General features: G+C 40.3%; 25 protein-coding genes and 2 pseudogenes. 10 read left to right on the forward strand and 17 right to left on the reverse strand.

The window, feature by feature from the left end:
• Nucleotides 1–374 precede the first annotated feature (374 nt).
• Complete coding sequence (locus NSR00_RS13695) at nucleotides 375–1,556, reverse strand: IS701 family transposase (RefSeq protein WP_340786448.1); 1,182 nt, start codon at nucleotides 1,554–1,556, stop codon at nucleotides 375–377.
• Nucleotides 1,557–1,835: 279 nt separating this feature from the next.
• On the opposite strand from NSR00_RS13695, the gene NSR00_RS13700 reads away from it, so the two are divergent.
• Entirely contained in the window at nucleotides 1,836–2,858 is a 1,023-nt protein-coding gene (locus NSR00_RS13700; RefSeq protein ID WP_063388387.1) for an LLM class flavin-dependent oxidoreductase, read from the forward strand.
• A gap of 254 nt (nucleotides 2,859–3,112) precedes the next feature.
• On the opposite strand, the gene NSR00_RS18130 is transcribed toward NSR00_RS13700, so the two are convergent.
• From NSR00_RS18130 to NSR00_RS13755, 11 genes are all read right to left on the reverse strand, one after another.
• Nucleotides 3,113–3,244 carry an IS3 family transposase gene (locus NSR00_RS18130; RefSeq protein ID WP_445659584.1) on the reverse strand — a complete coding sequence of 44 codons (132 nt, stop codon included), beginning with the start codon at nucleotides 3,242–3,244 and terminating at the stop codon, nucleotides 3,113–3,115.
• Nucleotides 3,245–3,607: 363 nt separating this feature from the next.
• Nucleotides 3,608–4,912, reverse strand: a complete 1,305-nt coding sequence (locus NSR00_RS13710; protein WP_340789462.1) for a TRAP transporter large permease — start codon at nucleotides 4,910–4,912, stop codon at nucleotides 3,608–3,610.
• Complete coding sequence (locus NSR00_RS13715; RefSeq protein ID WP_340789463.1) at nucleotides 4,909–5,481, reverse strand: TRAP transporter small permease; 573 nt, start codon at nucleotides 5,479–5,481, stop codon at nucleotides 4,909–4,911. The genes NSR00_RS13710 and NSR00_RS13715 overlap by 4 nt, the downstream gene beginning before the upstream one ends.
• A 106-nt stretch (nucleotides 5,482–5,587) precedes the next feature.
• Entirely contained in the window at nucleotides 5,588–6,673 is a 1,086-nt protein-coding gene (locus NSR00_RS13720) for a TRAP transporter substrate-binding protein (protein ID WP_340789465.1), read from the reverse strand.
• Nucleotides 6,674–6,808: 135 nt separating this feature from the next.
• Nucleotides 6,809–7,642, reverse strand: a complete 834-nt coding sequence (locus tag NSR00_RS13725) for a DODA-type extradiol aromatic ring-opening family dioxygenase (RefSeq protein WP_339210848.1) — start codon at nucleotides 7,640–7,642, stop codon at nucleotides 6,809–6,811.
• Between the two features lie 22 nt (nucleotides 7,643–7,664).
• Complete coding sequence (locus NSR00_RS13730; RefSeq protein ID WP_257790172.1) at nucleotides 7,665–7,898, reverse strand: 4-oxalocrotonate tautomerase; 234 nt, start codon at nucleotides 7,896–7,898, stop codon at nucleotides 7,665–7,667.
• Nucleotides 7,899–8,684: a 2-keto-4-pentenoate hydratase gene (locus NSR00_RS13735; RefSeq protein ID WP_340789467.1), complete on the reverse strand. Its 786-nt coding sequence runs from the start codon at nucleotides 8,682–8,684 to the stop codon at nucleotides 7,899–7,901.
• Nucleotides 8,685–8,698: 14 nt separating this feature from the next.
• Entirely contained in the window at nucleotides 8,699–9,745 is a 1,047-nt protein-coding gene (gene dmpG / locus NSR00_RS13740; protein WP_063388383.1) for a 4-hydroxy-2-oxovalerate aldolase, read from the reverse strand.
• Nucleotides 9,738–10,622 carry an acetaldehyde dehydrogenase (acetylating) gene (locus NSR00_RS13745; protein WP_340789470.1) on the reverse strand — a complete coding sequence of 295 codons (885 nt, stop codon included), beginning with the start codon at nucleotides 10,620–10,622 and terminating at the stop codon, nucleotides 9,738–9,740. The genes dmpG and NSR00_RS13745 overlap by 8 nt, the downstream gene beginning before the upstream one ends.
• A 20-nt stretch (nucleotides 10,623–10,642) precedes the next feature.
• Nucleotides 10,643–11,428 carry a 2-keto-4-pentenoate hydratase gene (locus NSR00_RS13750; protein WP_066247143.1) on the reverse strand — a complete coding sequence of 262 codons (786 nt, stop codon included), beginning with the start codon at nucleotides 11,426–11,428 and terminating at the stop codon, nucleotides 10,643–10,645.
• An 85-nt stretch (nucleotides 11,429–11,513) separates the two neighbouring features.
• Nucleotides 11,514–12,974, reverse strand: coding sequence for an aldehyde dehydrogenase (locus NSR00_RS13755; RefSeq protein WP_063388380.1), 1,461 nt, complete (start codon nucleotides 12,972–12,974; stop codon nucleotides 11,514–11,516).
• A 211-nt stretch (nucleotides 12,975–13,185) separates the two neighbouring features.
• Here NSR00_RS13755 and NSR00_RS13760 point away from each other — a divergent pair, with 211 nt between their 5' ends.
• Nucleotides 13,186–13,965, forward strand: coding sequence for an IclR family transcriptional regulator (locus NSR00_RS13760; RefSeq protein WP_063388379.1), 780 nt, complete (start codon nucleotides 13,186–13,188; stop codon nucleotides 13,963–13,965).
• Nucleotides 13,966–13,985: 20 nt separating this feature from the next.
• Nucleotides 13,986–14,924 (forward strand): amidohydrolase family protein, encoded by a 939-nt coding sequence (locus NSR00_RS13765; RefSeq protein ID WP_340789471.1) that lies wholly within the window; start codon nucleotides 13,986–13,988, stop codon nucleotides 14,922–14,924.
• Nucleotides 14,925–15,114: 190 nt separating this feature from the next.
• Here the strand turns inward: NSR00_RS13765 and NSR00_RS13770 are convergent, their stop codons facing one another.
• Nucleotides 15,115–15,882 (reverse strand): inositol monophosphatase family protein, encoded by a 768-nt coding sequence (locus NSR00_RS13770; RefSeq protein WP_066247136.1) that lies wholly within the window; start codon nucleotides 15,880–15,882, stop codon nucleotides 15,115–15,117.
• Between the two features lie 215 nt (nucleotides 15,883–16,097).
• On the opposite strand from NSR00_RS13770, the gene NSR00_RS13775 reads away from it, so the two are divergent.
• From NSR00_RS13775 to NSR00_RS13785, 3 genes and pseudogenes are all read left to right on the forward strand, one after another.
• Nucleotides 16,098–16,907, forward strand: coding sequence for a FadR/GntR family transcriptional regulator (locus tag NSR00_RS13775; protein WP_130157909.1), 810 nt, complete (start codon nucleotides 16,098–16,100; stop codon nucleotides 16,905–16,907).
• Nucleotides 16,908–16,926: 19 nt separating this feature from the next.
• A pseudogene (locus tag NSR00_RS13780) lies at nucleotides 16,927–18,127 on the forward strand (CaiB/BaiF CoA transferase family protein).
• The gene (locus tag NSR00_RS13785) at nucleotides 18,128–19,078 is read left to right on the forward strand and encodes a hydroxymethylglutaryl-CoA lyase (protein ID WP_066247129.1); all 951 of its coding nucleotides are present in this window, start codon (nucleotides 18,128–18,130) and stop codon (nucleotides 19,076–19,078) included.
• A gap of 561 nt (nucleotides 19,079–19,639) precedes the next feature.
• Here NSR00_RS13785 and NSR00_RS13790 read toward each other — a convergent pair.
• Nucleotides 19,640–19,819, reverse strand: a complete 180-nt coding sequence (locus tag NSR00_RS13790; RefSeq protein WP_063388738.1) for an SE1832 family protein — start codon at nucleotides 19,817–19,819, stop codon at nucleotides 19,640–19,642.
• Nucleotides 19,820–20,040: 221 nt separating this feature from the next.
• Here NSR00_RS13790 and NSR00_RS13795 point away from each other — a divergent pair, with 221 nt between their 5' ends.
• Both NSR00_RS13795 and NSR00_RS13800 read left to right on the forward strand, forming a co-directional pair.
• Nucleotides 20,041–20,244: a hypothetical protein gene (locus NSR00_RS13795; RefSeq protein WP_063388739.1), complete on the forward strand. Its 204-nt coding sequence runs from the start codon at nucleotides 20,041–20,043 to the stop codon at nucleotides 20,242–20,244.
• Between the two features lie 94 nt (nucleotides 20,245–20,338).
• Nucleotides 20,339–20,743 carry a fructosamine kinase family protein gene (locus tag NSR00_RS13800; protein ID WP_340789472.1) on the forward strand — a complete coding sequence of 135 codons (405 nt, stop codon included), beginning with the start codon at nucleotides 20,339–20,341 and terminating at the stop codon, nucleotides 20,741–20,743.
• Between the two features lie 202 nt (nucleotides 20,744–20,945).
• Here NSR00_RS13800 and NSR00_RS13805 read toward each other — a convergent pair whose 3' ends face one another.
• Entirely contained in the window at nucleotides 20,946–22,319 is a 1,374-nt protein-coding gene (locus tag NSR00_RS13805; RefSeq protein ID WP_044899598.1) for an IS1380-like element ISGsp2 family transposase, read from the reverse strand.
• Nucleotides 22,320–22,413: 94 nt separating this feature from the next.
• On the opposite strand from NSR00_RS13805, the pseudogene NSR00_RS13810 reads away from it, so the two are divergent.
• Together NSR00_RS13810 and NSR00_RS13815 are read left to right on the forward strand one after the other, a co-directional pair.
• A pseudogene (locus NSR00_RS13810) lies at nucleotides 22,414–22,881 on the forward strand (fructosamine kinase family protein); the annotation flags it as partial.
• Between the two features lie 574 nt (nucleotides 22,882–23,455).
• Nucleotides 23,456–23,980: a type 1 glutamine amidotransferase domain-containing protein gene (locus NSR00_RS13815; RefSeq protein ID WP_066247109.1), complete on the forward strand. Its 525-nt coding sequence runs from the start codon at nucleotides 23,456–23,458 to the stop codon at nucleotides 23,978–23,980.
• Between the two features lie 120 nt (nucleotides 23,981–24,100).
• Here the strand turns inward: NSR00_RS13815 and NSR00_RS13820 are convergent, their stop codons facing one another.
• Both NSR00_RS13820 and NSR00_RS13825 read right to left on the reverse strand, forming a co-directional pair.
• Complete coding sequence (locus tag NSR00_RS13820) at nucleotides 24,101–25,588, reverse strand: peptide MFS transporter (protein WP_340789474.1); 1,488 nt, start codon at nucleotides 25,586–25,588, stop codon at nucleotides 24,101–24,103.
• A 281-nt stretch (nucleotides 25,589–25,869) separates the two neighbouring features.
• Entirely contained in the window at nucleotides 25,870–26,868 is a 999-nt protein-coding gene (locus NSR00_RS13825) for an LLM class flavin-dependent oxidoreductase (RefSeq protein WP_340789475.1), read from the reverse strand.
• Nucleotides 26,869–26,882: the final 14 nt, after the last annotated feature.

Raw genomic sequence — 26,882 nt, forward strand, 5'->3', positions numbered from 1 at the left:
CCACGATGGTTCTGAACACTTTTTTGGACTTGATTATGTCTTGCTCACACAAGTCATTCATCTCGATAGGTCTCTGCTTCAGCGGAAATTCTTCCTATAAACATTGAAAACCCATTTTTAACTGTTTAGTAGTAAAAATCTGCTTATGTTTGATCAGAATAAACTTACAAACTTTCCTTATAATAATGGAAGATAATAATGGAAGCAGCTTTGTGAAGTTCTTTATTTTTTAAGCGAAAGGTCACTGGATTTATCTTCCAGCTTAATTCATATTTTAAGACTAAGGATTTAACTCGTTCTCGCTTTTATTTACTGTAGTTGAGCAATTTTCATTACAATAATTACCATGTAAAAAGAGACAAACGGAGTACCCCTTATGCCACATGAAGCTGTTTTTTAACGACATCAATGGGAATATCTTGTTTCGCTGCATCGTAAATAAACTCCACGAGGCTATGTCCTTTCTTCTTTCGAAGGAAGTCAAGCCCGGTAGAGAAATCGCTGTTGGATTCGACCATACTGTACACATAAGCGAGTTGCACCAAGATCCAATACCGTTTCACCGCCCGACGCCCGCGAACGCGGTACCCATCGAGCTTCAGCTGGTCTTTCGCTTGTCGAAAAAAGCATTCGATCGACCAACGCTGGGCATAGTAGCGCAAGATCTCTTCATCGCTTAGCTCCCGGTCGGTGCTCAAGACGCAGTGAAGATGTTCAGGTGTCATCGGCTGATCGGCTTTCCAAGCCAACAACACAACGGCATCATCGAGACCTTTCAGCGCTCCCTCGTAGCGATACACGCGATAACGCTCTTCTCCCACCGTGACGAGATGGGTGTCGTTCGGTTCGATATAGCGGGCAAACTGTTTGGCTTGGATGGCGATGCCTTTTGGATAAAGAACCCGATTCGTCTTGAGCATCGCAATGACGTGGAATCCTTTTTTCAGGCAGGCTTCCACGAGTGTTTTCGATGGGTACCAAGAATCCATCAGCACATAAACAGAACCGTGCACATCCAAAGAAGAAAGCATCTCGATGGCCCATTGACCCTTGCTTTTCCCATCCGCCTTGTCGTAGAGGCGAAACGCAAAGGGAAAGGCTTGCGTCATCGTATGAACCATGAGCCAGACGAGAGAGTGTCCCCAAATCGACTTTTTGTCCGCGTGAGAATAATGCCAATTACACCCTTCAATAGCGTGTTTCGCCTGTGACGAAGGCTTCGTTTTTCGGCAGATCGTATCATCGATCGAAACAAAAATGGGGTGATTCTCTCGCTTGGCCGTTCGTTCCACATGACGAAGCATCCACTGCTGGAGTTTGCGAAGCAAGATTTCTTCATCCCAAGGGCTTTTCGTGAAAAAATGGCTCAGTGTCGTTCGATGGTTGGGATGAAAGCTCTCATGATGCAGATCGGTCAAGGTTCCCACAAATCCTTTCGTTGTCAGCGCATCGATAATATGAACGAGATGCTTCATGACCGGCTTAGAGAAATAAAGGGCCAGCCCCAACATTGCGAAAAACTTGTCGATTCCTTGGTGATGTGGTAGTCTATTCATGAGACATGAACCTCCTTGAGAATGGTTTGGTGACACATCTATTCTAATCAAGGAATCGGGTTCATGTCTCCTTTTTTGTTCGGATGTAAATTTATGTTAGTGAATTTGCTCATCTACAGTTATTTATTGATTTTTCATGATTAGCCTGTGATGAATCATAAAAAAATTACAAATTATTTTTTTCACTGTGAGAAGTTGTGCGGCAGGCAAATTCCTTGTAATACCATTGAACAGTTTTTTACAATCCTTATAAGGAGAGTTTAAAAGGGAGTTGAAAAAATGACGAATTCTCAGAAAAAAAGACTGGAAGAGATTGAATTCTCAGTTTTGGATTTGGCTCCTGTTTTATTAGGGAAAACGCCGGCTGACACATTCAAAAACAGTTTAGACCTTGCGCAAAATGTTGAACGATTTGGATATAAACGTTATTGGCTTGCAGAGCATCATAATATGGAGGGCATTGCAAGCTCAGCTACTTCTGTATTAATAGGCTATATTGCAGGAGGTACGAAAACGATTCGTGTAGGATCTGGAGGCGTCATGCTTCCGAACCATGCTCCTCTTGTGATTGCTGAACAATTCGGGACATTAGAGTCGTTGTATCCAGGTCGAATTGATTTAGGGATAGGACGTGCTCCTGGAACAGATCAGGTGACATCCATGGCATTGCGAAGAAATTTACATGGGTCAGTATCAGAATTTCCAAACGACGTCCAAGAACTCATCAATTATTTTGCTCCGAAAGAGAAGCGGAAAGGGTATGTACGCGCAGTTCCTGGTGAGGGATTAAATGTTCCTGTTTGGCTGCTTGGATCAAGTACGTATAGCGCTCAGCTTGCAGCAAAGCTTGGACTTCCTTTTGGGTTTGCAAGCCATTTTGCACCGAATCACTTATATGAAGCACTGAAAATATATCGTGACCAGTTCCAGCCGTCAGAACATTTGAAGGAGCCGTATGCGTTGGCGTGTGTGAATGTCGTGGCAGCAGATACCGATGAAGAGGCGAAGTATCTTGCAACCAGCTTGTATCAAATGTTTTTGGGCGTGATCCGAGGAACTTCTAGATTGTTGCAGCCTCCTGTTGAAAGCATGGATGGAGAATGGAATGAATTTGAAAAAGAAGCGGTACGCCATCAGCTTTATTTTTCGTTTGTTGGATCTAAGCAAACAATAAAAGAGAAGCTTCAAAAATTTTTGGATGACACTCAGGTAGACGAAATAATGGTTGTTTCATATATATACGACCATTCGGCTCGCGTGCATTCGTACCGTATTTTATCTGAGATAAAGAATGAAATGTAGTTCTTTTATTTTAAATATGTTATTTTCGGCAACTATCAATACTGTTTAACTTTTTCAGTTCGGGAAGAGATCTGAGAGCGGCAGACTCCTTTTTCAGAAATGTTATTTATGCTGTCATAAAAGCAACGATGTTTATGAATTGCGGATTCTCGAAACAGGCTATTGGCTATGAACTGTCCCTGTCAAGTAGACAGTGGAAGTAACAAAAATCATCTAAGCGGCTTCAGTCCTAAATTCCATAGGGCTGAAGCTGTTTAAGCGTTTTTGGGTCGATCATGATTATAAAATAGGATGTACTCTTCGATTCCTTGACAAAGCTCCTCAAACGAATCATATTTGTTCAAATAATATTTTTCACATTTGAGTGATCCCCAGAAAGATTCCATAGGTCCATTATATTGAAATCCTCGGTCGCTATGAATAAATGGATGTTCTCCTTATAACGAAGCAATGGCTTGATCTATCGTCATAAATACCAATTGATTATTGTGTCCCGCTATTAGGAGTTCTTGCGGTTCTTTTATTTATTATGGGGTTATAAACACTACAAAAGATTACTGATGGATTTGTAACTGTTAAACGGGGGTGTCTAATAATTCGTTTTTACGGATTATTGACGCCCCCATTAATGTTTTAGAAACGTTGATATATCGGTGTTTATGATTTTTTGTTTTCAATGGGGATCTGACTTTCTGGACAGCCCCACAAAATTTTAGAATGATGCGATTTTAGGAGAATTAAGGATCTTTTTATTTGATGAAACTAGGCAAAAACGTTGCGATTTCAGGAAATATTACAAGTATAATAGTGAAAATGATCATAGTAATGATAGCGGGTGTAACTCCTTTAAAAATTTTTTCGATTGGTACATCTTTCACAATTCCACTAATGATGTAAACGCTTAATCCTAAAGGAGGTGTCAAAACGCCAATATTTAAGACCATTACCATAATAATGCCAAACCAGAGCCCATCAAAGCCCAATTGGGTTACAATTGGATAAACGATAGGTAAAGTTAATACCATAATGGCTATTCCTTCTAAAAACATACCTAAGAAGAAATAGACAATTAAGATTAAGGACATGATTAAATAAGGTGATACATCTAACGAACCTACTAAAGATGTTAAAGTCATTGGAATTTGGCTGAGTGCTAGAAATTTTCCAAACAACGATGCGCCAATTAATATTAAGAAAAGCATAGCTGTTAATCGAAGGGTTTCGTCTAATGATGATTTTAAAGCGGCCCAGCTTAGTTTTTTTGAAAGCAAAGTGATTGCGAAGGCTCCCATAGCGCCGATTCCACCAGCTTCGCTAGGGGTAAACACGCCAAAATATATTCCGCCAATACTCAATATGAAAACTAATAAAAATGGCCAAATGCTTTTTAAAGAGCGGAGTTTTTCGCTTAGGTTTGCTTTCTGTTCTTTTCTTGGTGCGATAGAAGGATTTAGTCTCACTTGAATGTTAATCATGAGCATAAACAACAATGTCAAGAGGATCCCAGGTACAAGCCCTCCAATTAGTAATGGGCCGATTGGTTCAGATGTAAGGGCGCCGTACAATATTAATATAACGCTTGGTGGAATAAGAATCCCTAATGTTCCGCCAGCTGCAACCGCTGCGGTCGAGAAGGCTGTTTTATACTGATAACGTTTCATTTCTGGAATGGCAATTTTCGCTAATGTAGCGGTTGTTGCATTGCTCGATCCTGATATTGCTGCAAAAATGGAACTGGCACCGATGGTTGCTATAGCTAATCCGCCGCGAAAATGCCCAAGCCATTTATCGACGGCATTGAAAAGGTCTTTTCCAAGTCCTGTATTAGACATGAACATTCCCATTAAAATAAACAGTGGAATGACACTTAAACTATAATTATTTACTTGACCAAAAGCTGATGTCCCAAGCTGAGAGAGTCCAACCTCCCAACCTGACAAAATACATATTCCTATAAACCCTACGAGAAATAACGATAAACCTACTGACATGCGCAATAAGATCAGTATTATTAACACGATAATTCCAATTAATCCTGTCATTTCTGGGCTCATGATTTCACCACCTTGATGAGAGATTTCAAAAGGTCAAGCAAAAATGTCAGCATAAAACAAAATGATCCGATAGCAGTAGTAAATACAAAAATGTATAAAGGTAATCCGAGATCGCCGCTTGTTTCATTACCTAATAAAATTCTGTTCCCATATTGAAATAATTGCCAAGTTGTTAAAGCAATAAGAATAAATAAAATCAACGAGCTAATGGCATAAAGCACATGTTGTAGTGTTGCGGGCATTTTGTTTGTCAGAAAATCGATTTCGATATGTTCTTTTTTCAATTGCGTCATACCTAAGCTGAAGAAAATAATGATTGCCAGAGACAAGCCAGTAATTTCATAAGTTCCGGTAATCGGTTTGTTGAAAAAATATCTTCCAATTACATCGACTGTTGTTAAGATCATGAGAAAAAACAACAAAATGCTGGAAATGGAGTGTAAGATATTATTCAACTTGTAAATCAGTCGATCTAACTTTTCAACCCAGTTGCTTTTTACAGACATAGGTTGTTCATGTGAAATTTCAGAGTCGACTGTGACAAGATTGCCTTTTTCTTCTGCGTTCATTCATTTCCCCCCATAATAATTAATTGGATAAATATAATACCTGTGCACGTGTTTTGCTCAATTGAAAGTCTGTCATTCTATTCGTACACAGGTATTTCAAGTAAAATTAATTTCCTTTAATTAGTTCTACAGCCCGATCATAAATCTTTTGACTGTCAATTCCTTTATCTTTTACATCTGAAAGCCATTTTTTTGTGACAACTTCAGATGCTTTTTTAAACTTTTCCAATTCGCTGTCTGGCAGAGTAATAAATTCGGTACCTTTCTCTTTTGCTTCTTTTTCTGCAAGAGCTCTTTGGTTATCGAAGGCTTTACCTGATTTTTCAGCCATTGGAATACCAAGCAGCTCTTTCTCAATGAGTTTTTGGTCTTCCGGCGAAATTTTATTCCAGCTGTTCTTGTTCATGGCAACGTAATAAATGCTCGTATTGAAATTTCCAATAGTGACGTAATCAACTACATCAAATAAGTTGAAATCTTTAATTGCTGCAACAGGAAGTACACCGCCATCAATAACTCCTTTTTGCATTGCATCGTAAATTTCAGGTGCAGGCAGTGAGACAGGTGTAGCTCCCCAAGATTTGATCATTTCGCCAGCTTCTACAGAAGGCGTTCTCAGCTTCAAACCTTTTACGTCTTCAAAACTGCGGACCGCTTTTCCTTTTGTGATGATCGCATATGGATCAGCAGCATGTACCCATAACAGCTTTACATCAGAATATTCTTTTTGAATTTCTGGAAACTCATCATATAACTTTTGCGCAACAACACTTAATTCTGCACCACTTTTTCCGTCTGGAAGGAACGGCAATTGCAATACTGAATGGACAGGGAATTTACCTGCATTATACCCTTGTAAGCCCCATCCTGCGTCCATAATACCTGTGACAATATTATCGTATGTCTCTTTAGGTCCGCCTAATGCTCCGCCTGGATAAATTTTGAATTTCACTCGATTATTGGTTAATTTTGCAACTTCCTCACTGAAAGGTGTCATAGAATCTTTATCCTGTACGTGGTCAGGTGAGTTCATATGCCCCATCTTGAATTCAATTGATTTTCCTCCAGACTCGCCGGATCCTTTAGATTCGTCAGACCCACCGGCGGAATTGGATGAACATCCGGAAAATATTAGCATGGCCAAAAGAACAAAAATGAAAAAGAACGAATATTTTTTTGCAGTGTGTTTCAACATCTTCCCCCCCTATAAATAGTAAACGTTTACAAATCAGAAAGTTTTAAATATTTTTACATCAATAAACATATTATTTAATCATTTTTTATAAAACGATAGCGTTTTTCTTATATATGAAACAATTGATAATTTTTAGTTCTTAACTTTTGGGGCTGCCGGCTGACTTACTTTCTCAAATGTGATCAGTGCGTTCCAGCTGCCGGAAGATTGGCCGTCTGCCCAATATTTCGGTTGGTCATCGTCTTCAAGCATGCTTAATAGCATGGCGAGATGTCTTCCGCCTGATTCTACCTTTGCCAGACGGGCGTATTGAGGAAGCATTTGATAGGCTGCATCATATTCTTTGTTTACTATATAACTAATGAATTGTTTATCTAGTGCATGTTCTGAAGCGGTCGGTTTATTGTGTCTGCCGCGGACTAAATTGTGGGAAAGTGCGCCGCTTGAAACAAATACAATTTTCTTTTCGCTTTCTTTTAATACTTTTGCAATCAGCTGTCCCCATTTATACGTTTCATCTAAAGTGGCAGCCATCGTCACGGACAAATTCACAACAGGTATGTCTTCATTCGGCACAAGGTATCTAAGAGGCACAACCGTTCCGTAATCCCAAACATAGTAAGGGTCGTCTATTCCTACAACTTGCAGTCCAGCATCTTGACCGATTTTTACTAGTTCATCACCAAGCTGTTTATCTCCGGGATATTCATATGGAACATCACGAATTAAATCAGGACATTCAAAAGCGGTTAAAATGCCCTTATGGACAGGAGTGCAATCAACATAATGGAAAAAAGTCGACGGCCAATGGCAGGAAACAAGAACGATGGCATCCGGTTTTAAATCATAAATTGTCTTTGACATCTTTTGCATCTCAATGGCCATATTCTTTTGAAAGTCGGGGACTTGGTCAAAATGGCACATGCTTGGCACATGAGGCGCTAACATAGCCAGCTCAATCGTCATCGCTACTTCTCCTCCTTTAAAATTATTTTCTTACTTCAGATGCGGGTTTGCCCGCAATTCCCCAATGGGTTTTTGGCACCTCTGTCACTAAAACGCGGATGTTTTCTTTTGGTGAATCGAGCGTTTCCGATACAGTATTTGTTACATTTTGAATTAACTCCTTTATTTTCTCTGGCGGCCTGCCCTCCATGATTTGAATAGTAACAAAAGGCATGTCATCCCTCCTATCAGGTAAGAAATTTTTTTCTTTCGCTATTTAAACAACATGGAAGCTTACTTCGCCCAATCCGTCAAATTTTCCTGTGACATAGTCGCCTTTGTTTATCAAGACGGCGCTCGTGATTCCTCCTGTTAGAATGACATCACCTGCACGCAGCTTTTGTCCTTTTCGTGATAACATATTGGCAAGCAGAGCGACGGAATGGGCAGGATGGCCAAGCACAGCGGCTCCGGCTCCTAACTCTTTTCTTTCGCCGTTTATGGAAAGAGTCGATCCAACTAAATCAAGTTCTAATCCTTCCGGCTTTTTCAAAGACGTTCCGAATACAACCCGGGATGTTGACGCATTGTCAGCGATTACATCAGGAAGCGTAAAATCAAAATTTTCATATCGGCTGTCGATGATCTCAAGAGCCGGCATCACGTATTCTGTTTTCGCAAGCACCTGTGCACCATTGACACCAGGTCCTTCAATATCTTCTTTTAATACAAAAGCGATTTCCGCCTCCACTTTTGGGTGGATTAAGTCATGAAAAGGCAATGCTCCGCCGTTATTGATCACCATATAATCGAATACATAGCCGTAAATAGGCTCATTGACCTTCATTTGCTTCATCTTAGCAAAACTTGTCAAACCCATTTTTGGACCGATGATACGGTGACCTTCATTTATTTTCATATTGACAATCTCTTGTTGAATGGCGTAGGCTTCTTCGACGGACAAATCCGGTTTTAATGAGGCCGTTACCTTTTTTACTTCACGTTTTTCCTTTTCCGCTGTTACTAAGTAGTCAGCAATTTTTTTTATATCTGCGCCAGCCATTTGCTGCATCCTCCTTAAGTATGTGCCGTTTGTTTTTGTTTTGAAATTTCAGCAGCTACATCAATAATCATATCCTCTTGACCGCCAACAACCTTTCTTTTGCCAAGCTCAACTAATATGTCGCGCGAATCAATTCCGAATTTTTTGCTGGCAGCTTGTGCATGCAACAGGAAGCTTGAATATACTCCAGCATATCCGAGTATTAGTCCATCTTTTGTAATTTCTTGCGGCTTTTCCAAAATGGGGGCTACTATGTTTTCGGCTACGTCCATAATTTTGTATAAATCGATTCCGGTGTTGATTCCTAAACGGTTGAGCACCGCGATTAATACTTCCGTTTGAGTGTTGCCTGCACCGGCGCCTAAGCAGCGGATGCTTCCGTCAATCCGCGTCGCTCCTTCTTCAATGGCTGCTAATGTATTGGCCATTGCTAGGGAAAGATTGTTATGGCCATGGAATCCGATTTCAATTGACAAGCTGTTTTTTAAAGCTTGAATCCTTTCTTTTACTTCATGCGGTAGAAAAGCGCCAGCTGAATCGACAACGTATACAACATCAGCTCCATAGCTCTCCATAAGCTTTGCTTGCTCAACCAGTTTTTCTGTTGGAACCATATGGGCCATCATCAAAAAACCGACAGTTTCCAATCCTAATTCTTTTGCGAAAGCAATATGCTGTGCTGAAATATCCGCTTCTGTTACATGAGTGGCGATTCTCGCCATTTTTACCCCCAGCTGTGCAGCTTGTTTTAATTCTTTCATTGTCCCGATTCCCGGCAAAAGCAAAACAGCAATTTTGGCATTTGTGACAGTAGATACAGCGGCTTCGATCAATTCCATTTCATTTGTTAAAGAAAGTCCGTATTGCAGAGATGAGCCACCTAAACCGTCTCCGTGCGAAACTTCAATATAAGGTACATTGGCATCATCCAACCCTTTTGCGACGGCTACGACTTGATCCACAGTATATTGATGTCGAATCGCGTGGCTGCCGTCTCTTAAAGCGACTTCAGTAATCAGTATGTTACGTTCTCCCACGATATTCACTCCTTCCTTAAACATTCACTTTAGAAGTCATATTTTTCGCCCATTCCTCCGCCACTTTCACTGCTGCGGCTGTCATGATATCCAAATTGCCTGAATAAGTCGGCAAATAGTCTCCAGCGCCTTCCACTTCAATAAAAACTGTTATTTTATTTCCGTCAAAGAGAGGTTCTTGTCTTAAGCGATAGCCCGGTACATAAGATTGGACTACTTCCACCATATCTTTGACGGATTGAGTAATCTTTTTTTGATCGACAAAATCATTTTCTACAAGGCAATATATCGTATCTCTCATCATAATCGGCGGTTCAGCAGGGTTTAAAATAATGATAGCCTTCCCTTTTTTAGCGCCGCCGATTTCCTCGATTCCGCGCGCTGTCGTTTCGGTAAACTCGTCAATATTTGCTCTAGTTCCGGGACCGGCGCTTTTGCTTGAAATCGTTGCCACAATTTCTGCATATTTGACAGGCTGAACTTTGTTGATGGCATGAACGATCGGAATCGTCGCTTGGCCTCCGCATGTAATTAAATTAATGTTGTCGGCATCCAAATGTTTATCAATATTTACAGGAGGTATGACAGACGGACCGACGGCAGCAGGTGTTAAGTCAAGAACTTTTTTCCCTGCTTGCTTCAGCAATTTTGCATGGCGTATATGAGCTTTTGCGGAGGTGGCATCAAATAGAATATCCGCTAGATCGGGATTTTCTAAAAAACCTTTAATGCCGGTATCAATCGTGTAATATCCGAAATCTTTTGCTTTTTTTAATCCGTCCGATGAGGGGTCAATTCCGATGACCGTTGTAAGCTCCAATACATCTGATCGACGGATTTTGTACATTAAATCTGTTCCGATGTTGCCGGACCCTAAAATTCCAACCTTTACTTTATTCATAAAATTCTCCTTTCAATCTATTATTCTGTAAATGATACAGTTACATGCCCGAGATGAGCGAACCGCGCCGTAAAGACGTCTCCAGCTTGTGCATCAGCGGCTCTGGATAGAGCGCCTGATAAAATGATTTCTCCGGGACGTAATGAAATATCAAAATCAGCCAGCCTGTTGGCGAGCCATGCGACACAGTTTGCCGGATTGCCTAATGCTGCTGCGCCAACACCGGTATTGACTAGTTCCCCGTTTTTTGTCAAGCTCATTCCAATTAATTCGAGATCAACATTTTCTATTTTTTCCGGTTTTCCTCCCAATAAGAAATATCCGGATGAAGCGTTGTCGGCAATGGTGTCAGCCAGCTTGATTTTCCAATCTTTAATGCGGCTGTCGACGATTTCTAATGCCGGAACAATATAGTCAGTTGCTAAGATCACGTCTAAAGCGGTTACGTTTGGACCTTTAAGCTCCTTTTTTAAAATGAAGGCAATTTCAGCTTCTACTCGCGGCTGCAAAACTTTTTTCATGGAAATGCTTCCGCCGTTTTCAACGACCATGTAATCTAATAAATGTCCATAGTCCGGTTCATCGACTCCAAGCAGCTTTTGCATTGCTAAAGATGTTAAGCCGATTTTTTTTCCGACAATTTTTTGACCTTGATCGACCTTTCTTTTTATATTTTCCAGTTGTATAAGATAAGCTTCTTCGGCAGTCAGATTCGGATCAACGGAAGTAAGAGGATCTGTCGCCTTGTTTAAAGCTTCAGCTTCCTGCAGTTGATTGGCAAAGTTGGCAATTTTCGTTGTTAACATTTTTTCCTTCCTTTCTCATTCAGACAGAATGATTTGGTAAGCAGGCTATTTTAACATACTCCTTATGTTTCAACGGCACCTGAAATTATAGCTTTATCGTTATGTTTGAAAGCTCTGTATAAAAATCTAAGCTGTGCATGCCGCCCGTTCTGCCAATTCCGCTGTGCTTCATTCCTCCAAACGGCGTTCGTAAATCACGCAGGAACCAGGTGTTGACCCAAATGATGCCTGCTTCAATTTGATGTGCCACCCTGTGTGCACGCCGTAAATTATTTGTCCAAATAGTTGCGCTTAATCCGTAATGTGTATCATTGGCTTGGGCTATAACTTCCTCCTCCATGTCAAACGGAGAGACAGTTACAACTGGGCCGAATATTTCTTCCCGTACGCAGCGGGAATTTCGATCCAAACCAGTTATGATTGTAGGTTCGAGATAATAACCCTTATCTAATCCGTCTGGACGCTTTCCGCCTGTTAAAATTTCTGCCCCATCTTGCTTGGCTATGTCGATGTAGCTGTTGACGCGTTCGTAATGTTCCTTGCTTACGAGTGCGCCGACATCTGTGCCATTTTCAAATGGATCGCCAATCTTTAATTCTTTTGTTTTCTTTACAAATTTTTCTAAAAACTCTTCATAAGCTGGGCGCTCTACATAAATTCTTGAACCGCAAAGACAAACTTCGCCTTGGTTAATAAAGCTTGATTTGATGGTAGTTTCAATGACTTCATCTAAATCTGAATCGGCAAAAATAATGTTTGGATTCTTGCCGCCCAATTCATATGAAAGTTTTTTCAAGGAATTAGATGCTGCTTTCATAATGGCTGCTCCTGTACCGGGTTCACCGATAAAGGAAATGGCGTCAATGTCAGGATGTTCGGCAATTGCTGCCCCAGCGGAGTTTGGACCGAAGCCATGAACAAGGTTGACAACTCCGTCCGGAACACCGGCCTCTTTGCAAATTTCCATTAATGCAGTAGCGGTTAAAGGAGTCCACTCTGCAGGTTTAATAACAGCTGTGTTGCCCATTCCTAAACATGGAGCCAGCTTCCAAGTCAATAATAAAAGAGGTAAATTCCAAGGCTTGATAATTCCCACTACTCCGACTGGGCGTCTGTGTGCATAATGAATGGCCTGATCATCTTGCTGATAAGCTTCATTCGTAATCGAAATGATGTAGTCTGCGAAGAAGTGGAAGTTATAGGCAGCACGGGGAATGTCAATTTTTTTTGCAAGAGATAGCGGTTTTCCTGTATCCAATGATTCCAATCGTGCCAGCTCATCCTGTCTTTCTTGGATTAAATCGCCAATGCGCCGCAAAATTTTTGAACGCTCCGTTAATGTTATGTTTTTCCAAGGGCCGTTCAAAGCCCTTTTGGCAGCGGAAACGGCATAGTCGACTTCTTTTTTTCCTCCTTCAGCGACTGTTCCGATTACTTCCTCAGTTGCAGGATTAATATTGTCAAAGGTCCTTTTGTTATCGGATTCAACAAATTGTCCGTTAATAAAATGCAAGCAGTTAATCGTTCCGTTTGAGTTGATTGGCATGATTCACCCTCCCGAATATCATCATAAATTTCAACTGTGACTTTAATGGTAGTTTCCCTATGTTGCACTTTCAACTTCTAAATTGCTATATATGCAACAAATATAAAAATTTTTAAAAATATCTAAATATTTAATTTTTTACTTTTCAGTTGTTCATATATTTGATATATTCTCGTATAAAGAAAATTGATGTAGAGGGGGAGGGTGTACATTGAATGGAAAAGACGAGAAAAATCAGCTTTCTTCCATCAAAAATGCGCTGAAAATATTGAAGAGCTTTACAATGGAAGAGCCAGAAAAAAAAATAAGCGATTTATCCAATTCTCTAGGATTAAATAAAAGCACAGTCAGCAGGACAATGAAGACGTTGGCAAGTGAAGGATTTGTTTATAAAGATTCAGAAACGAAGAAATACAGATTGGGATTATCCATTTTATCTTTAAGCGGCGTGCTATTCAGCAATATGGATATTTACAGAGAATCGCAGCCTGTACTAAATAAACTGGTCGAAACAACCGGTGAAACTGCCCATATTTCTGTATTGGACAATTTAGAAGTTGTTTATTTGCAAAAAGTAGAGTGCAATCACCCCGTAAGATTTTTAACCCATATCGGGAGACGCAATCCGCCTTATTGCACGAGCTCTGGAAAAGTTTTAATTGCATTTTCGGAAAATGAAACGGTCGAAAAAATTATATCTAAAGGGTTAAAGCGTTTTGCAAAAAATACGATTACGGATCCTGAGAAGCTGAGAGATCATTTAAAAAAAGTAAGGGAGAATGGGTATGCCGTCAGCATTGAAGAATTGTCCGAGGGAGTTAATTCCATTGCCGCCCCGATTTATGATTATACCGGAAAGGTTATTGCAGCACTTTCTGTAGTCGGTCCAAAACAACGAATCAATTCTTACAAGCTTAAGGCGATGGCGAAACAAGTGATCGCAGCAAGCAAGGAAATTTCTGAAAGAATGGGGTATTTGAATTTTTCATAATTTGGTGGGAGAGTGGAGAGATGTATGATTTTCATACACATTTCATCCCTGAAGGCGTGATGGAATGGGTAAAAGAACATAAAGAAACTATTCATGCTGAATGGGTGAAAAAAGAAAAGAATAAGGAAGAGTTTTTGATTGTTAATCAAAAATGGGGATTTGAATTAAAAAAATCTTTTTTAGATTTAACCCTTTTTTTAAACGAACAATTGAAAGCGGGAGTTCATCATTCCGTCATTTCGCCGATACCGCAGCTTTTTATGTACGAGTTTCCGGAAGAAATCACTGCTGAACTATCCGGCGTGTATAATGATTCATTAGCGCGGCTTGTGCAATCGTTCCCGGAAAAATTGTCTGCGCTGGCAACGGTTCCGTTAAATAACCCGGATAAAGCTGCACAAATCTTGAACGATGCGATGGGAAAAGGGTTAAAAGGAGCCATTATCGGTCCTGGGGCAGCTAATCATATGCTGTCAGATGAATTTTTTATCCCATTTTTTGAAGCAGCCGATCGGTTGAAAGCGATTGTTTTCATTCATCCGTTATTGAGCGAAGATCCTCGCTTGAAAAGAAGAATGATGCCAAATTTAATCGGTGTTCCGTGGGAAACAACGATTTGTGCTACAGATCTTTTATTAAGCGGATTGATTGATCGATTTCCAAATGTGAAAATATTATTTGCCCATGGCGGAGGATTTTTGCCTTACCAAATCGGCAGAATTGAAAAAGGATACGAAGAATGGGAAGCGGTTTCAAAAAAATTAACATCCTCTCCGAAAGAATACTTAAAGCGTTTTTGGTATGACAATGTTTTGTGGGAGCAAGCAAGCATTGACTATTTAGTGCGAATAGTGGGAGAAGATCGAGTAGTGCCTGGCTCCGATTTTCCGTTCGACCTTTCTGTCTGGCCTCCAAATGAAAAGCATTGCAAAGGGGCAAGTTCATTAATAGATTTTTAAAAGCTTTTCGTCTTTTAAGCCAGCAGGCTGGACAATCAATCGCTAAATGATTTATTTTTTGAATCATCGTTCCGGTTTTTTTTAGCAAAACGTTATTTCACGAACGGGCTCAGCATCATGAAAACGGAAATGTCGTTGTACTATATGGCAGCAGAAAAGCATAAAAGCAGTCTAGACTTGCGGACTGCTTTTATGCCGTTGTGTGCTGAACAGGCAGTAAAGGTGCTATCTCGTCTATTATTTTTTGATCAGCAATGACAGTATAATTTCCGATCGTTTGTATAGCTCCGCCCGCTTCGCACACAAGCAGCTGTCCAGCAGCAATATCATAAAAATTAGGCTTATAGTAGACTGCGATATCAAGTTTGCCGCAAGCAATGTAGGCTAAAGTGACAGCAGCTGTTCCGATCATTCTGACTCGGTAAACGTCGTTTACAATGTTTTCAAGCAATGAAATGCGCTCTTTATTCGTTTGTTTATTGGCGTCCTTTGCAAAATCGCCAATGGAAATAAAAGCTTCCGCCAGGCTGGCATTTCGAATGTTTATAGCATTTCCATTTAAATAGGCTCCTTCTCCCTTTGCTGCCCAATACGTTTCCCCAAAAGCAGGCAATGATATAGCAGAGACGACTGGATCATTTTGATAGGTTAGGGCGATGGAAACTCCGTAAAGCGGAACGCCGAAACTGTAGTTGATGGTCCCGTCAATAGGGTCAATCACCCATTCAAATTCATCCTTTCCCCCAATGCTGCCGGCTTCCTCACTGAATATGCGGTGATCAGGATATGTCTCCTGAATGCGATCAATGATCAGCTTTTCAGCTTTCAAATCCATTTCAGTCACAAAATCTTTTGCTGACTTTAATGTTTGCTGCCCAGCTTTTCCTGCATACGGCCGAATCAATTCACCTGCCTCTTTAGCTAACTTTATCGCAAAAGGCAAATATTGCTTATACATTGCGTTCCTCCTTCGGAAAAGTGAATCAATGATTGATTGCTATTAATTAATCATAATATATTTCAAGAAATTTAGGAATAGATGGAATGTTAACACACACTAAGTGTAATGAAAAGTTTCCACATGAGAAATGAAATGCCCTGGATAAGAAAAATCATCTTACATCTTGCATTGAACGCTTTTCTCCTCATATCTTACGGTGTTTTACATGTTCGATGGTGCAGCGGCTTGACGATTTAATGACAGAATATTATAATTTTAATAAAATTGGACTGCCCAACAGTCCAAAAAATGAAAGGAACATGTTTATGAAATCCAATATATTTAATGAGCTCACCAATACGAGAGTTTACGAAAAAATTGTTGATCAAATTAAGCAGCTGATAGAAGAAGGAAAACTAAAACCAAATGACCGCCTGCCTCCGGAGCGTGAATTGGCGAAAATTCTCGGGTGCAGCAGGACTTCTTTGCGGGAAGCATGCAGAGTTTTAGAATCGGAAGGAATCATTATTTCAAAACCAGGCGGCGGACGGTTCGTTCAAAAAGTCGATCAAAGCTTGATTCTGAAATATCAGATCAACCCTATTGATGTACTCGAAAAAACAACAGTGATTCAATTTTTGGAGGCCCGGGAAGCATTGGAGCCAAAAATTGCTGAAATAGCATGCGAAAGGGCAACGAAAGAAGATATAGAAAAGATGGAAAAGGCATTGAAATTAATGGAAGAAAAGTTAAAAAATCCGGAAGAGGAAATAGATGCAGACAGCAACTTTCATTTATCTCTCGCCCAAGCGACACATAATTTTGTGTTCATCTCATTTATGGATACGAATTTGAATTTATACCGGCAAGTGCGAAAGCAAACGTTGCAGTCGCAAGCGCGTTATTCTGAATCTTTTTTTGAACATGAAGCGATTTTGGAAGCCGTGAAACAGAAAGATAAAGCAAAAGCATCGGAAGCGATGAAAGTCCATTTAAGCAATTTGCGAAGCAATGTATTAGGCATGCTGCCAGAGAAAAATTAATGTTTTGGAGGGGGATACGATGGAAAAAGGAAATTATGGTCCGTTAACAGGAGTAAATATTTTGGATATATCGACTATGATCGCTGCTCCTTTTGGGGCAACACTGTTAGCTGACCTTGGCGCCGAAGTGACGAAAATTGAATTGCCCAATAAAGGTGATACTTTGCGGACTGTAGGCCCTTGGAAGGGGAATGAGCCGCTCAGATGGCCAGGGCTTGCCCGCAACAAAAAATCAGTTACTTTAGATATACGGAAAGAAGAAGGAAAAGAAATTTATAAAAAATACGGATATTTTAATTGAAAACTTTCGCCCCGGTACTCTTGAAAAGTGGGGGCTAGGGTATGAAGAATTGAAAAAAGCAAATCCTAAATTGATTATGGTTCGAATCTCCGGTTACGGTCAAACAGGACCGTATCGCGAAAAAGCCGGGTTCGGAACTCCGTGCACCGCTTTCAGCGGCCATACTTATATCCAAGGGTATCCGGACAGACCGCCTGTCAGTCCATCTTATTCATTGCTTGATTATATCACTGGTGTATATACTGCATTTGCTGCGGTCAGTGCATTATATTACCGTGATAAAACTGATGATCCAGAAGGGCAAGTAGTAGTCGAAATGGGATTATATGAATCGATTTTCCGAATGCTCGAATTTTTACTAGCTGAATATGACCAAAACGGTATAGTAAGAGAAAGAACACCCGGGTTGGCCGGACATTCAAGTCCAGCAGGAACATATGAAACGAAGGATGGAAAATATGTTGTTCTTGTTTGCAGTACTGATTCAACATTTAATCGGCTTGCAGAAGCAATGGAACGAACAGATATGCTTGAGGATGAACGTTATTATACAAATTCACAACGTTTAAAACATGACGATGAAGTACAAAAGATTGTCTCTGACTGGATACGCCAGTTTACGCTGAAGGAGCTGCAGGAAAAATTGGATTTGTACGGTGTGCCTGTCAGTCCGATTTTAAGTATTAAAGATATTTTTGAAAATGAACATTATCAAGCTAGGAAAAACATAGTAGAAGTTGAGCATCCTCGGCTTGGAAAAGTAAAAGTGCCGGGCGTCGTTCCTAATTTTTCAAAAACTCCTGGAACCATTCGTTACCGCGCTCCTGAGCTTGGAGAGCATAATGAAGAAATATTAGGCGGAAAATTAGGGTTATCAAAACAGGAGCTTGCCGAGTTAAAAGAGAAAGGAGTCATTTAAATGAGTGATGCCATGTTTCCTGCAAGGGTCATCATTTGCGAAGTTGCGCCGCGCGACGGGTTTCAATCAGAGGATCAATGGATTCCGACTGAACAAAAAATAAAAATTATCCGTGCGCTTGCGAACACAGGAGTTCAATCGATAGAAGTGACATCGTTCGTTCATCCAAAAGCAATTCCGCAGTTGAAAGACGCCGAGGAAGTTGTGAAAGGGATAGAAGATTTAACGCATATTAAATTTCGGGCTTTAGTGCCAAATGTAAAAGGGGCCCAAAGAGCAATTGCGGCTGGAATAAAGAAATTGAAGCTTATGCTCTCGGCAACAGATTCGCATAGTTTATCAAATGCAAACTGCCTTGTGGAAGAAGCGCAAAGAGGATTTGAACCTATTGTCGATTTGGCGCAAAAACATAATGTTGAAGTAGGAGGATCAATTTCCGTTGCATTTGGATGTCCATACGAAGGAAAAGTGCCTTTAGAAAAAATAGTAACAATTGTAGATCGATATAAAAAAATGGGGATAACTGAAGTTTCGCTTGCTGACACGACAGGAATGGCCAATCCAAAACAAGTCTATCAATATCTTGGCGTATTAAAAAAGGAATTTCCTCACATGACTTTCTCCATGCACTTCCATAATACGCGCGGAATGGCGTTGGCGAATGTGGTTGCCGCTTTGCAGCAAGGTGTCATCCATTTTGACAGTTCTGTCGCAGGTCTCGGCGGATGCCCATATGCACCAGGAGCAACGGGTAACATTGCAACAGAGGATTTAGTTCATTCACTAGAAGAGATGGGGATTGAGACTGGAATTCATTTAGATCGCATAATTGACGTTGCAAAAGATGTAAGAAACATGCTCGGTCATGATGGAGGAAGCTACATGCTTCAGGCAGGACCTTGTTCGAAATTGAGTCCAAAACCAACTGCTCAGGAAAAATTAGAAAAGTAAAATGATGGTATGGAAAACATGTTTTTAGATCGATCTAATAAGATCGATCAATTTTTTGCCGTCAAAAAAAGAGCCAGTTGAAATGCGTAAACCCAATCTGTTAGGCATTGAATAAAGAGTCGTAGCAGGGCTGAAAAGTGACCAGTTAAGTGTAGCCGATTCACTTTTTAAGCAAATCGACTTGTGCTTTCTTCTTCTAAACTTTTAAATTGCATGTGTTTTCATACTTCCCACCGATCGTAAAAACGCATCAAAAAGCCTCTACATTTTTCACTTCTTAAATTTTGCGTATGCCGCTTAATTCCAAAATGTTCATGGAGTTGCCGATAAGGGAGCCTCCTTTCATTTCAAACGAACGATTCACGCTTCAGATCTTCTGAGTATGAGTTACATGTTTGATTTTTCACCATAAAAAATCCCCTCTCCGGCAGACTCCTAAGAACACTTTTTTTACTTTCCACCTGGAGGGGATAAAACCACACAGAACCCTCTTTTTTCCCATCCAATGGATCAATGAAAATGATTATGAAAGGAAACGGACAGCGGAATTTGATCTTGGTGTTAACGCTGCTTGTTCAGCGCCGTTCTAAGATTGGCCAACTCGTTTTCAATTTCCGTAAGCTGCTGTTCCGCTTTTTCTATATTTCCTCCGACTGATTCAAGCTTTTCGATGTCCCCTTGAATGCGGATATAGTCAGATTTTAATTCGGCGATTCTTTGTTCAATTTCTTGTTTTGTCATCAATATTCACTCCAATGTATCTGATTTCCTTTTTACCATTTTATCATGAATGTCGGAATGACACCTTACACGATATGAGTGATTCCAACTAAAAATGTATGAGAAGTAACTATTATTTATGAAAGAGTCGAAAATATAATTATTTTTTCCGAAATAAAATAAGGAGAATTTTTGCGCCGTCTCTTTTAAGGGGTTTTTGGAAAAGGAGTAGGAAAAGGAGAATGAAAAATGTTTTAGTGCTGATGGAAAAAAATTTTGACCGAATCTACAAAAACTTTAACGATTTGTGCACAATGTTTGAAGAAAATCATCATTTAGACTACCAATCTTTTGAAACATATCAACAATTACGGAGAAAATTAATAGAAGATGTAAAAGCTCTTGAATATTTTATTGTTGGAACAATGAAATCTAAAGAAAAATAACTTTTCAATTAATAAAGGCTGCTTTGTTGATTTCGTTGCAAAAGATATATGATTTATGAAAAGATAAGTACAAAAAAGAAAAAGAGGAGGCAGGATGAAAAAAATTATAGCGGAAGCATTAAGGGCTGCTGGAGATTTTGGAGTAATCGAAAACATTCGGAAAGTAAGCGGAGGTGATATTAACGAAAGCTATTTTGTACAGACAGAAAACCAAACGTATTTTTTAAAGTACAACTTAGAAGCTCCCGAAGATTTTTTCCGTCTGGAAGCGGAAGGGCTTCAACTGATTAGGGATACTAACACCGTGCGCGTACCGAAGGTGTTTGCTTACTCCGAGAATTCCAACGAGGGATTTTTGATCATGGAATGGGTGAACGGTAAAAAAGATGATAATACAGAAAAGCTGTTAGGCCAAAAGCTGGCAGCTTTACACAAAAGCCATTTTGTATATCACGGATATTCGAAAAATACATATATTGGAACGCTTCCTCAAACCTGAATCCGTGATGAATTGAAATCGACTTTGATTTTGTTGTAATTTTGATGGATTGATAATCCATAAAACCCCTTTTATGCTTATGACCTATGTCATCTCTATTTCCGAAAATGGAACAAATCTCTTTTTTAGGTATACGAACCAAAAAAATAGACAAAAAAGCACAGGGAGTGACGTTGGACATCAGTGCCCGAACATTCGTTCGTTATCTTGCCTCTCTCCATTTCTGATAGACGTTCAGTAGGGGCTCGCTATAGCCACTCCTTCGCGTCAGTTTCATCCAGATCTGTCGTGATCGACGGACGAGTCGCCCTGCCATCGTGATCACCGTCTGAATAATCGTCTTGATGCGGCGGCGTTTCACTTTGTGGTGCAACGGATGTCTCGGATCGCTTAATAGATCTTGTCCAATCAGACGAAGAAGATTGTAAACGAAGGCTCCCATGACCAACACGAGCGCATTCGTTTTCATCTTCCCAGATGGAAGCCGCTCTAAATCTAAGTCGCTCTTCAGTTCGCTATGAAACTGTTCGCATGTCGCATGGTCATGATACAACGCGAGCACATCGCTCATTCGAACATGCTCGTATCCTTTGAGCCGCACCCAATAGCTTTCCACTTCATAATCAGGAACGAGCATCAGCTGTCCATTGCGTTCCATCGTCCGTTCCGTCACTTGGGTGACTTGAACGTACGTATACGTGTTTCCATCGATCGCTGCCTTCTGTGGAAGGCATAGCTCATAGGTTTGTACTCCTTCGCTTTGTCCATCATCGACACGTTTGCCCTTTTGCGAAGCGATCTGGAACCAAAGCGCTTTCGATTCTCGGCGTAAGTTTCGCTTGATGACAAAGTCCACGTCTTCCTTTAGGCATACGTGCACATTCGCTTCTGCATCGTTTCCTGCATCCATGCGAACAAGCAGACGAGATGAAGTCAGTTGACGAGCTCGACGGATAGCGGTGACTAAAAACGAGGGCATGTTGTCTTGCACATGTTGTTTCCCTGGACGCAACTCGGCATGAACGAGATACCCTTCCTTCCCTGCATACGCAAACAACGGTGTAAAACCGTCAAATCCTTTATACGTTCGACTGACTCCTTCTTTTTTCGTATCGGAGTTGTCAAATGGGGAACCATCTATATCAAGGGGAAGCCATGTCGTCTTTCCTTTGGTCCAACAAGGGGACAAAGTGGCATGTCGTTGAATCAACAGACGTATGGACTCCTCCCAAAGAATCGTTTCGGTCATCGGAAGACAAGCGAGCTGATCGAGTCGTTGTCGCAAGGTTGGAGAGGAAGGCACGTGCTGAATCCCCATCGATGCCGAAAAGATATCGTCCTGACGATACGCTTCGATATGATCGAAATCCGTTTTTCCTGTGGCAAGCAAGCCAATCATCGAGCGAATGACATCGCTATGGGAAATGTGCACTTCTCGACGAACCGTTGGAAGCCGAAGTGCGTTTACCCGTTTATCCAGTTTCGTTCGATGGAGTAAGTAGCCAACGAGAGCAAGCCCAGCACTTGGGGTAATCGCTTCATCTGTCAATACAAACCGAATCGGGAAATCTTTCATCACATCACCTACTTGATGAAGAATCGTCAACGTCGTTTTCCCTTATCGTATCAACGGTTTGCGACCATTGTAAAGATGTTTTGTCACGGATTCAGGTCAAAGAAACCGTCTTATGTCATCTTGGCTTGAATACTATCGGGACTACCGTTTAAGCGGACAAATGGAAATAGGAATCAAGAAAAATTATATACGTGGTGAACGTGGAAAAAGATTGGAAACTCTCCTTAATCGCTTGCATGAATGGATTCCAGCAAACGTGGAGGCTTCTCTTTTACACGGCGATTTATGGGGAGGGAATTGGATAGTTGGACCGAATGGGGAACCATTTTTAATTGATCCGTCCGTAATGTATGGAGATCGCCATTTTGAAATTGCCTTTACCGAATTATTTGGCGGCTTTTCCCAAGATTTTTACCGCGCATATGAAGAATATTACCCTCTTTCCGAAAGATATGAGGAAATCAAGCCTTTGTACCAGCTTTATTATTTGCTTGTCCATCTGAATTTGTTTGGGGAATCATATGGTGGAGCAGTAGACCGCATATTAAAAATGTATGTTTAAAAAAAGATGAGGACTGAGAACCGTTAGTTTTTTCGGTTTAGACAACTGTTTCCCTTCGTTTTAAGAGCTTGCAGCTCCCTAATTGTGCAAACGATCAAATGTTTTCTTCCAGAAAGAAAAGGATAGTTGTCGTCCCTCCCCGACACTCTTATTTAAAAGCCCGCTCTTCTCAAATAAATTTATAAACGAACGTTTTCATTTTCTAATTCAACTGTAATGTCAAAGCTTCGCTGCCCGGCGCATTCGGTTTATTAGTTGAAAGAGGTTGGAATACTGAACTCAGCATCAAAATGCAAGGACTTGAAGCTGACAGCATTTCTATATTGAAGACAAATGAAACAGGCTTAATAGCTTGCTTGGTCCATTTTGTCTCGGTTGATTCGATTTATCTGAAAAATTCCGCCTCTAAACGCGGATGAAGGCAGCCGCATTGCGAGACTGCTGATTTTGGCAATCATATTTATTGTTAAACAAACGTTTGAATAGTAATATAGGTAATTGATCATAATATATGAAGCAAATAAATGTTTCCACAAAATTTTTTATGATAATCTAAAATAAAGGAGTTGATCACATGGCAAAAGTAGCTACTCTTATTACAGACTTGTTCGAAGACAGTGAGTTCACAAGTCCTGCAGAAGCATTTCAATCAGCAGGTCATGAAGTGGTCACAATTGAAAAAGAAGCTGGCAAAAAAGTTAAAGGAAAAAAAGGTGAAGCGGAAGTTAAAATTGACTATTCGATTGATGATGTAAAACCGGACGATTTTGATGCACTTCTTTTGCCGGGAGGTTTCTCGCCGGACATTTTGCGTGCGGATGACCGTTTTGTTTCTTTTGTAAAAGCTATGATGGATGCGAAAAAACCGGTATTTGCTATTTGTCATGGACCTCAGCTGCTAATTTCGGCAAAAGCATTGGAAGGTCGGGATGCAACTGGCTATAAATCAATTCGCGTAGATATGGAGTATGCAGGCGCCAACTATCATGACGAAGAAGTTGTCGTGTGCCAAAACCAATTGGTTACAAGCCGCACACCTGCTGACTTAGAAGCATTTAATAGAGAATCATTGAAGCTTTTGGATAAAGTATCAAAGTAAGCGGAGAGAAATTCAAAATTTTTTGCTGAGTGATTTTGGCAAAAACAAACTTCATATATGGCAAAAAACCTGCCTGTTTATGTTTGAACAGGCAGGTTTTTATCATGCAGCAAGACTTTATTATAGAACATCTTTCATCAAACGTTTAATCATAGGTGCCATGAAGAATAAAATAAGGCCAAGAATAATTGAAACCATGCCGATAATGCCAAAATAAACAATTTCTGTTTCAACTGTGTAGTATTTTACAAGCTGGGCATTAATGGCTTGAGCGGCTGCACTAGTTAAAAACCATAGGCTCATTGTTTGCGCTGAAAAAGCCGCTGGAGCAAGCTTTGTAGTTGCTGAAAGTCCTACTGGGGACAAGCACAGCTCTCCGATTACAACAAGGAAGAAGCTTAGTACGAGCCATAAAGGGCTAACTAATGACTCAGTACCGTTTACATAAGCAGGAATGATCATAACTAGAAATGATAGACCGCCAAAAATAAGTCCGAATGCAAACTTGCTCGGTGTTGATGGCTGACGCTTTCCAAGCTTCACCCAAAACCATGCAAAAACCGGCGCCAAAAAGATGATAAATAAAGGGTTCAATGATTGAAACCATGATGAGTGCAGTTCAAGTCCTGCATAGGATAATTGGGTGCGCTTATCTGCATAAGTGGCCAAAATAATAGCCCCTTGTTCTTGAATAGCCCAAAAAACTACTGCGGCAATAAAGAGCGGAATGTAAGCAATTACACGCGAACGCTCCACTTCTGTTGTTTTAGGACTCCGGTACATAAATATAAAATAACATGCAGGTATTACAATTCCGAGGATGCTGACAATCATAGTAAAGCTATTTATAGTCAAAAGTCCTGCAGGGATGGTGACAGCTAAAAAGGCGATAATTACTAAAGCGCCGATGCCGAAAATAGTGAATACTTTTTTTCGTTCTTCCGGTTGTAACGGGTTAGGCACCTGTGTTCCGGCGAGACCAAGGTTTTTCTTTTTTGTTAGGATAAATGTCAAAAGCCCGAAAAACATACCAATAGCAGCAAGAGCAAAGCCAAGATGGAAATTATATCCTTGTCCTAAAGTTCCAACAATAATGGGAGCTAAAAATCCACCTAAATTAATACCCATGTAAAAAATACTAAACCCTGAATCGCGGCGGGCATCGTTATCTGCATAAAGATCGCCGACAACACTTGATACATTCGGCTTTAAAAGTCCAGTACCAAGAACAATCAGCGTCATGGAAATGAATAAAGCTTCAATATTTCCAGGGAAGGATAAGACGATATGGCCGAGCATGATTAAAATTCCGCCGTAAAAAACAGTTTTGCTTGTCCCTAACAGGCGGTCTGCAATCCATCCTCCAATCGTTCCCGACATATACACAAGAGAACCGTAGATCGCCATAATCGATGCAGCGGTAGCTTCATCTATTCCCAAACCGCCTTTAGAAACTTCATAATACATATAATAAAGAAGTATTGCTCTCATTCCGTAATAGGAAAAACGTTCCCAAAACTCCGTAAAAAACAGCGTAAATAATCCTTTTGGATGTCCAAAAAAACCTTTTTGCGGAAGGCTTTGGACAATCTGCTCCTTTGTTATCATAAAAAATAAACCTCCATTATTTTTGTATAATTTTTAAGATGTTTAGAATTGTCCGAAAATAAAAAATAACCGCCCTACCGCTCTTTAAATAATATTTTAATATAATTAAAACGTCAACTGTTAAAAGTATAAAATTATATATATATAATATTTAAAACAGTTGTAAGTTAGGGAATTTTTAAAAAAAGGGGAGGATACAATATGAAATGGGGGATTGGAAAAAGAAAAAATCGGTTCCCATATAGGTTAAACCGATTTTATCCATGGTCATATTGATTATATTAACGATAAGATTTTTTTCTATTTATTTCCTCTGCTATCAATTGATACGATTTTGTGCGTTCTTCATAGCTTCCAGTTATTGTTATGATCATCATTTCATCTGCTTCATACCAATTTTTTAATTCATATAAACGGTGAACGACAAATGTTGGATCGCCAATGATCATATTCTTTTGAAACTGTTGAAATTCATCTGAATTCAGCAATTGCTGCTTTGCTTCTTCTTTTAATGGAAAATCAAGTGTTTTTCCTTTATGATGCTGAAGATTCCATAAAAAGCTGCTGAAGGCAATTTGCTCCGCTTTTTCGCTAGTTTCAGCGCATATTGCCGAGACTGTGACAATTGTCTTTGGCTGCTGTTTTCTTTTTTTCTGGAACTGATTTTTATATGTTTGAATAATTTGCCGCCCGTCTTCATTGCTCATAAATTGGCCAAATGCATAGGAAATGCCGTTTTCAGCTGCTAAAAAGGCGCTCTTTATGCTTGTGCCAAGGATCCAAGGTTCAGGAGGAATATTTGGCAAAGGAGAGGCTGAGATGCTTGAAAATAATTCATTTTTTGGATAGTCATTATATAAAAAATGAAGCAGCTCTTGAACGGTTTTCGGCATGTTTTTTACATTTTCGAGATAATTGCCGGATAACGCAATACTTGATTGAGCGTCTCCTCCGGGGGCCCGCCCGATCCCAAGATCAATGCGGTTAGGAAATAATGTTGCCAGCATATTAAACATTTCCGCAACTTTATACGGCTTATAGTGGGGGAGAAGCGTTGCGCCTGACCCGATGCGAATCGATTTTGTTTTTGCCCCTATAACTGGGAGCATAATTTCTGGAGCGGAGCAGGCAAGTCCGGAAAGATTGTGATGCTCCGCAATCCAGTAGCGGGTATAGCCTAGTTTTTCCGCCATTACGGCCAGTTGAATGGATTGCTCCAACGCCTCTTTTGCTGTTGAGTTGTTCAAAATCGGTGCTTGGTCTAAAATGCTAACCTGCATTATTCGCCAACCTT

It is taken from the genome of Aeribacillus sp. FSL K6-8394 (assembly GCF_038008865.1).
GTDB classification, from domain to species: Bacteria; Bacillota; Bacilli; order Bacillales; family Aeribacillaceae; genus Aeribacillus; species Aeribacillus composti.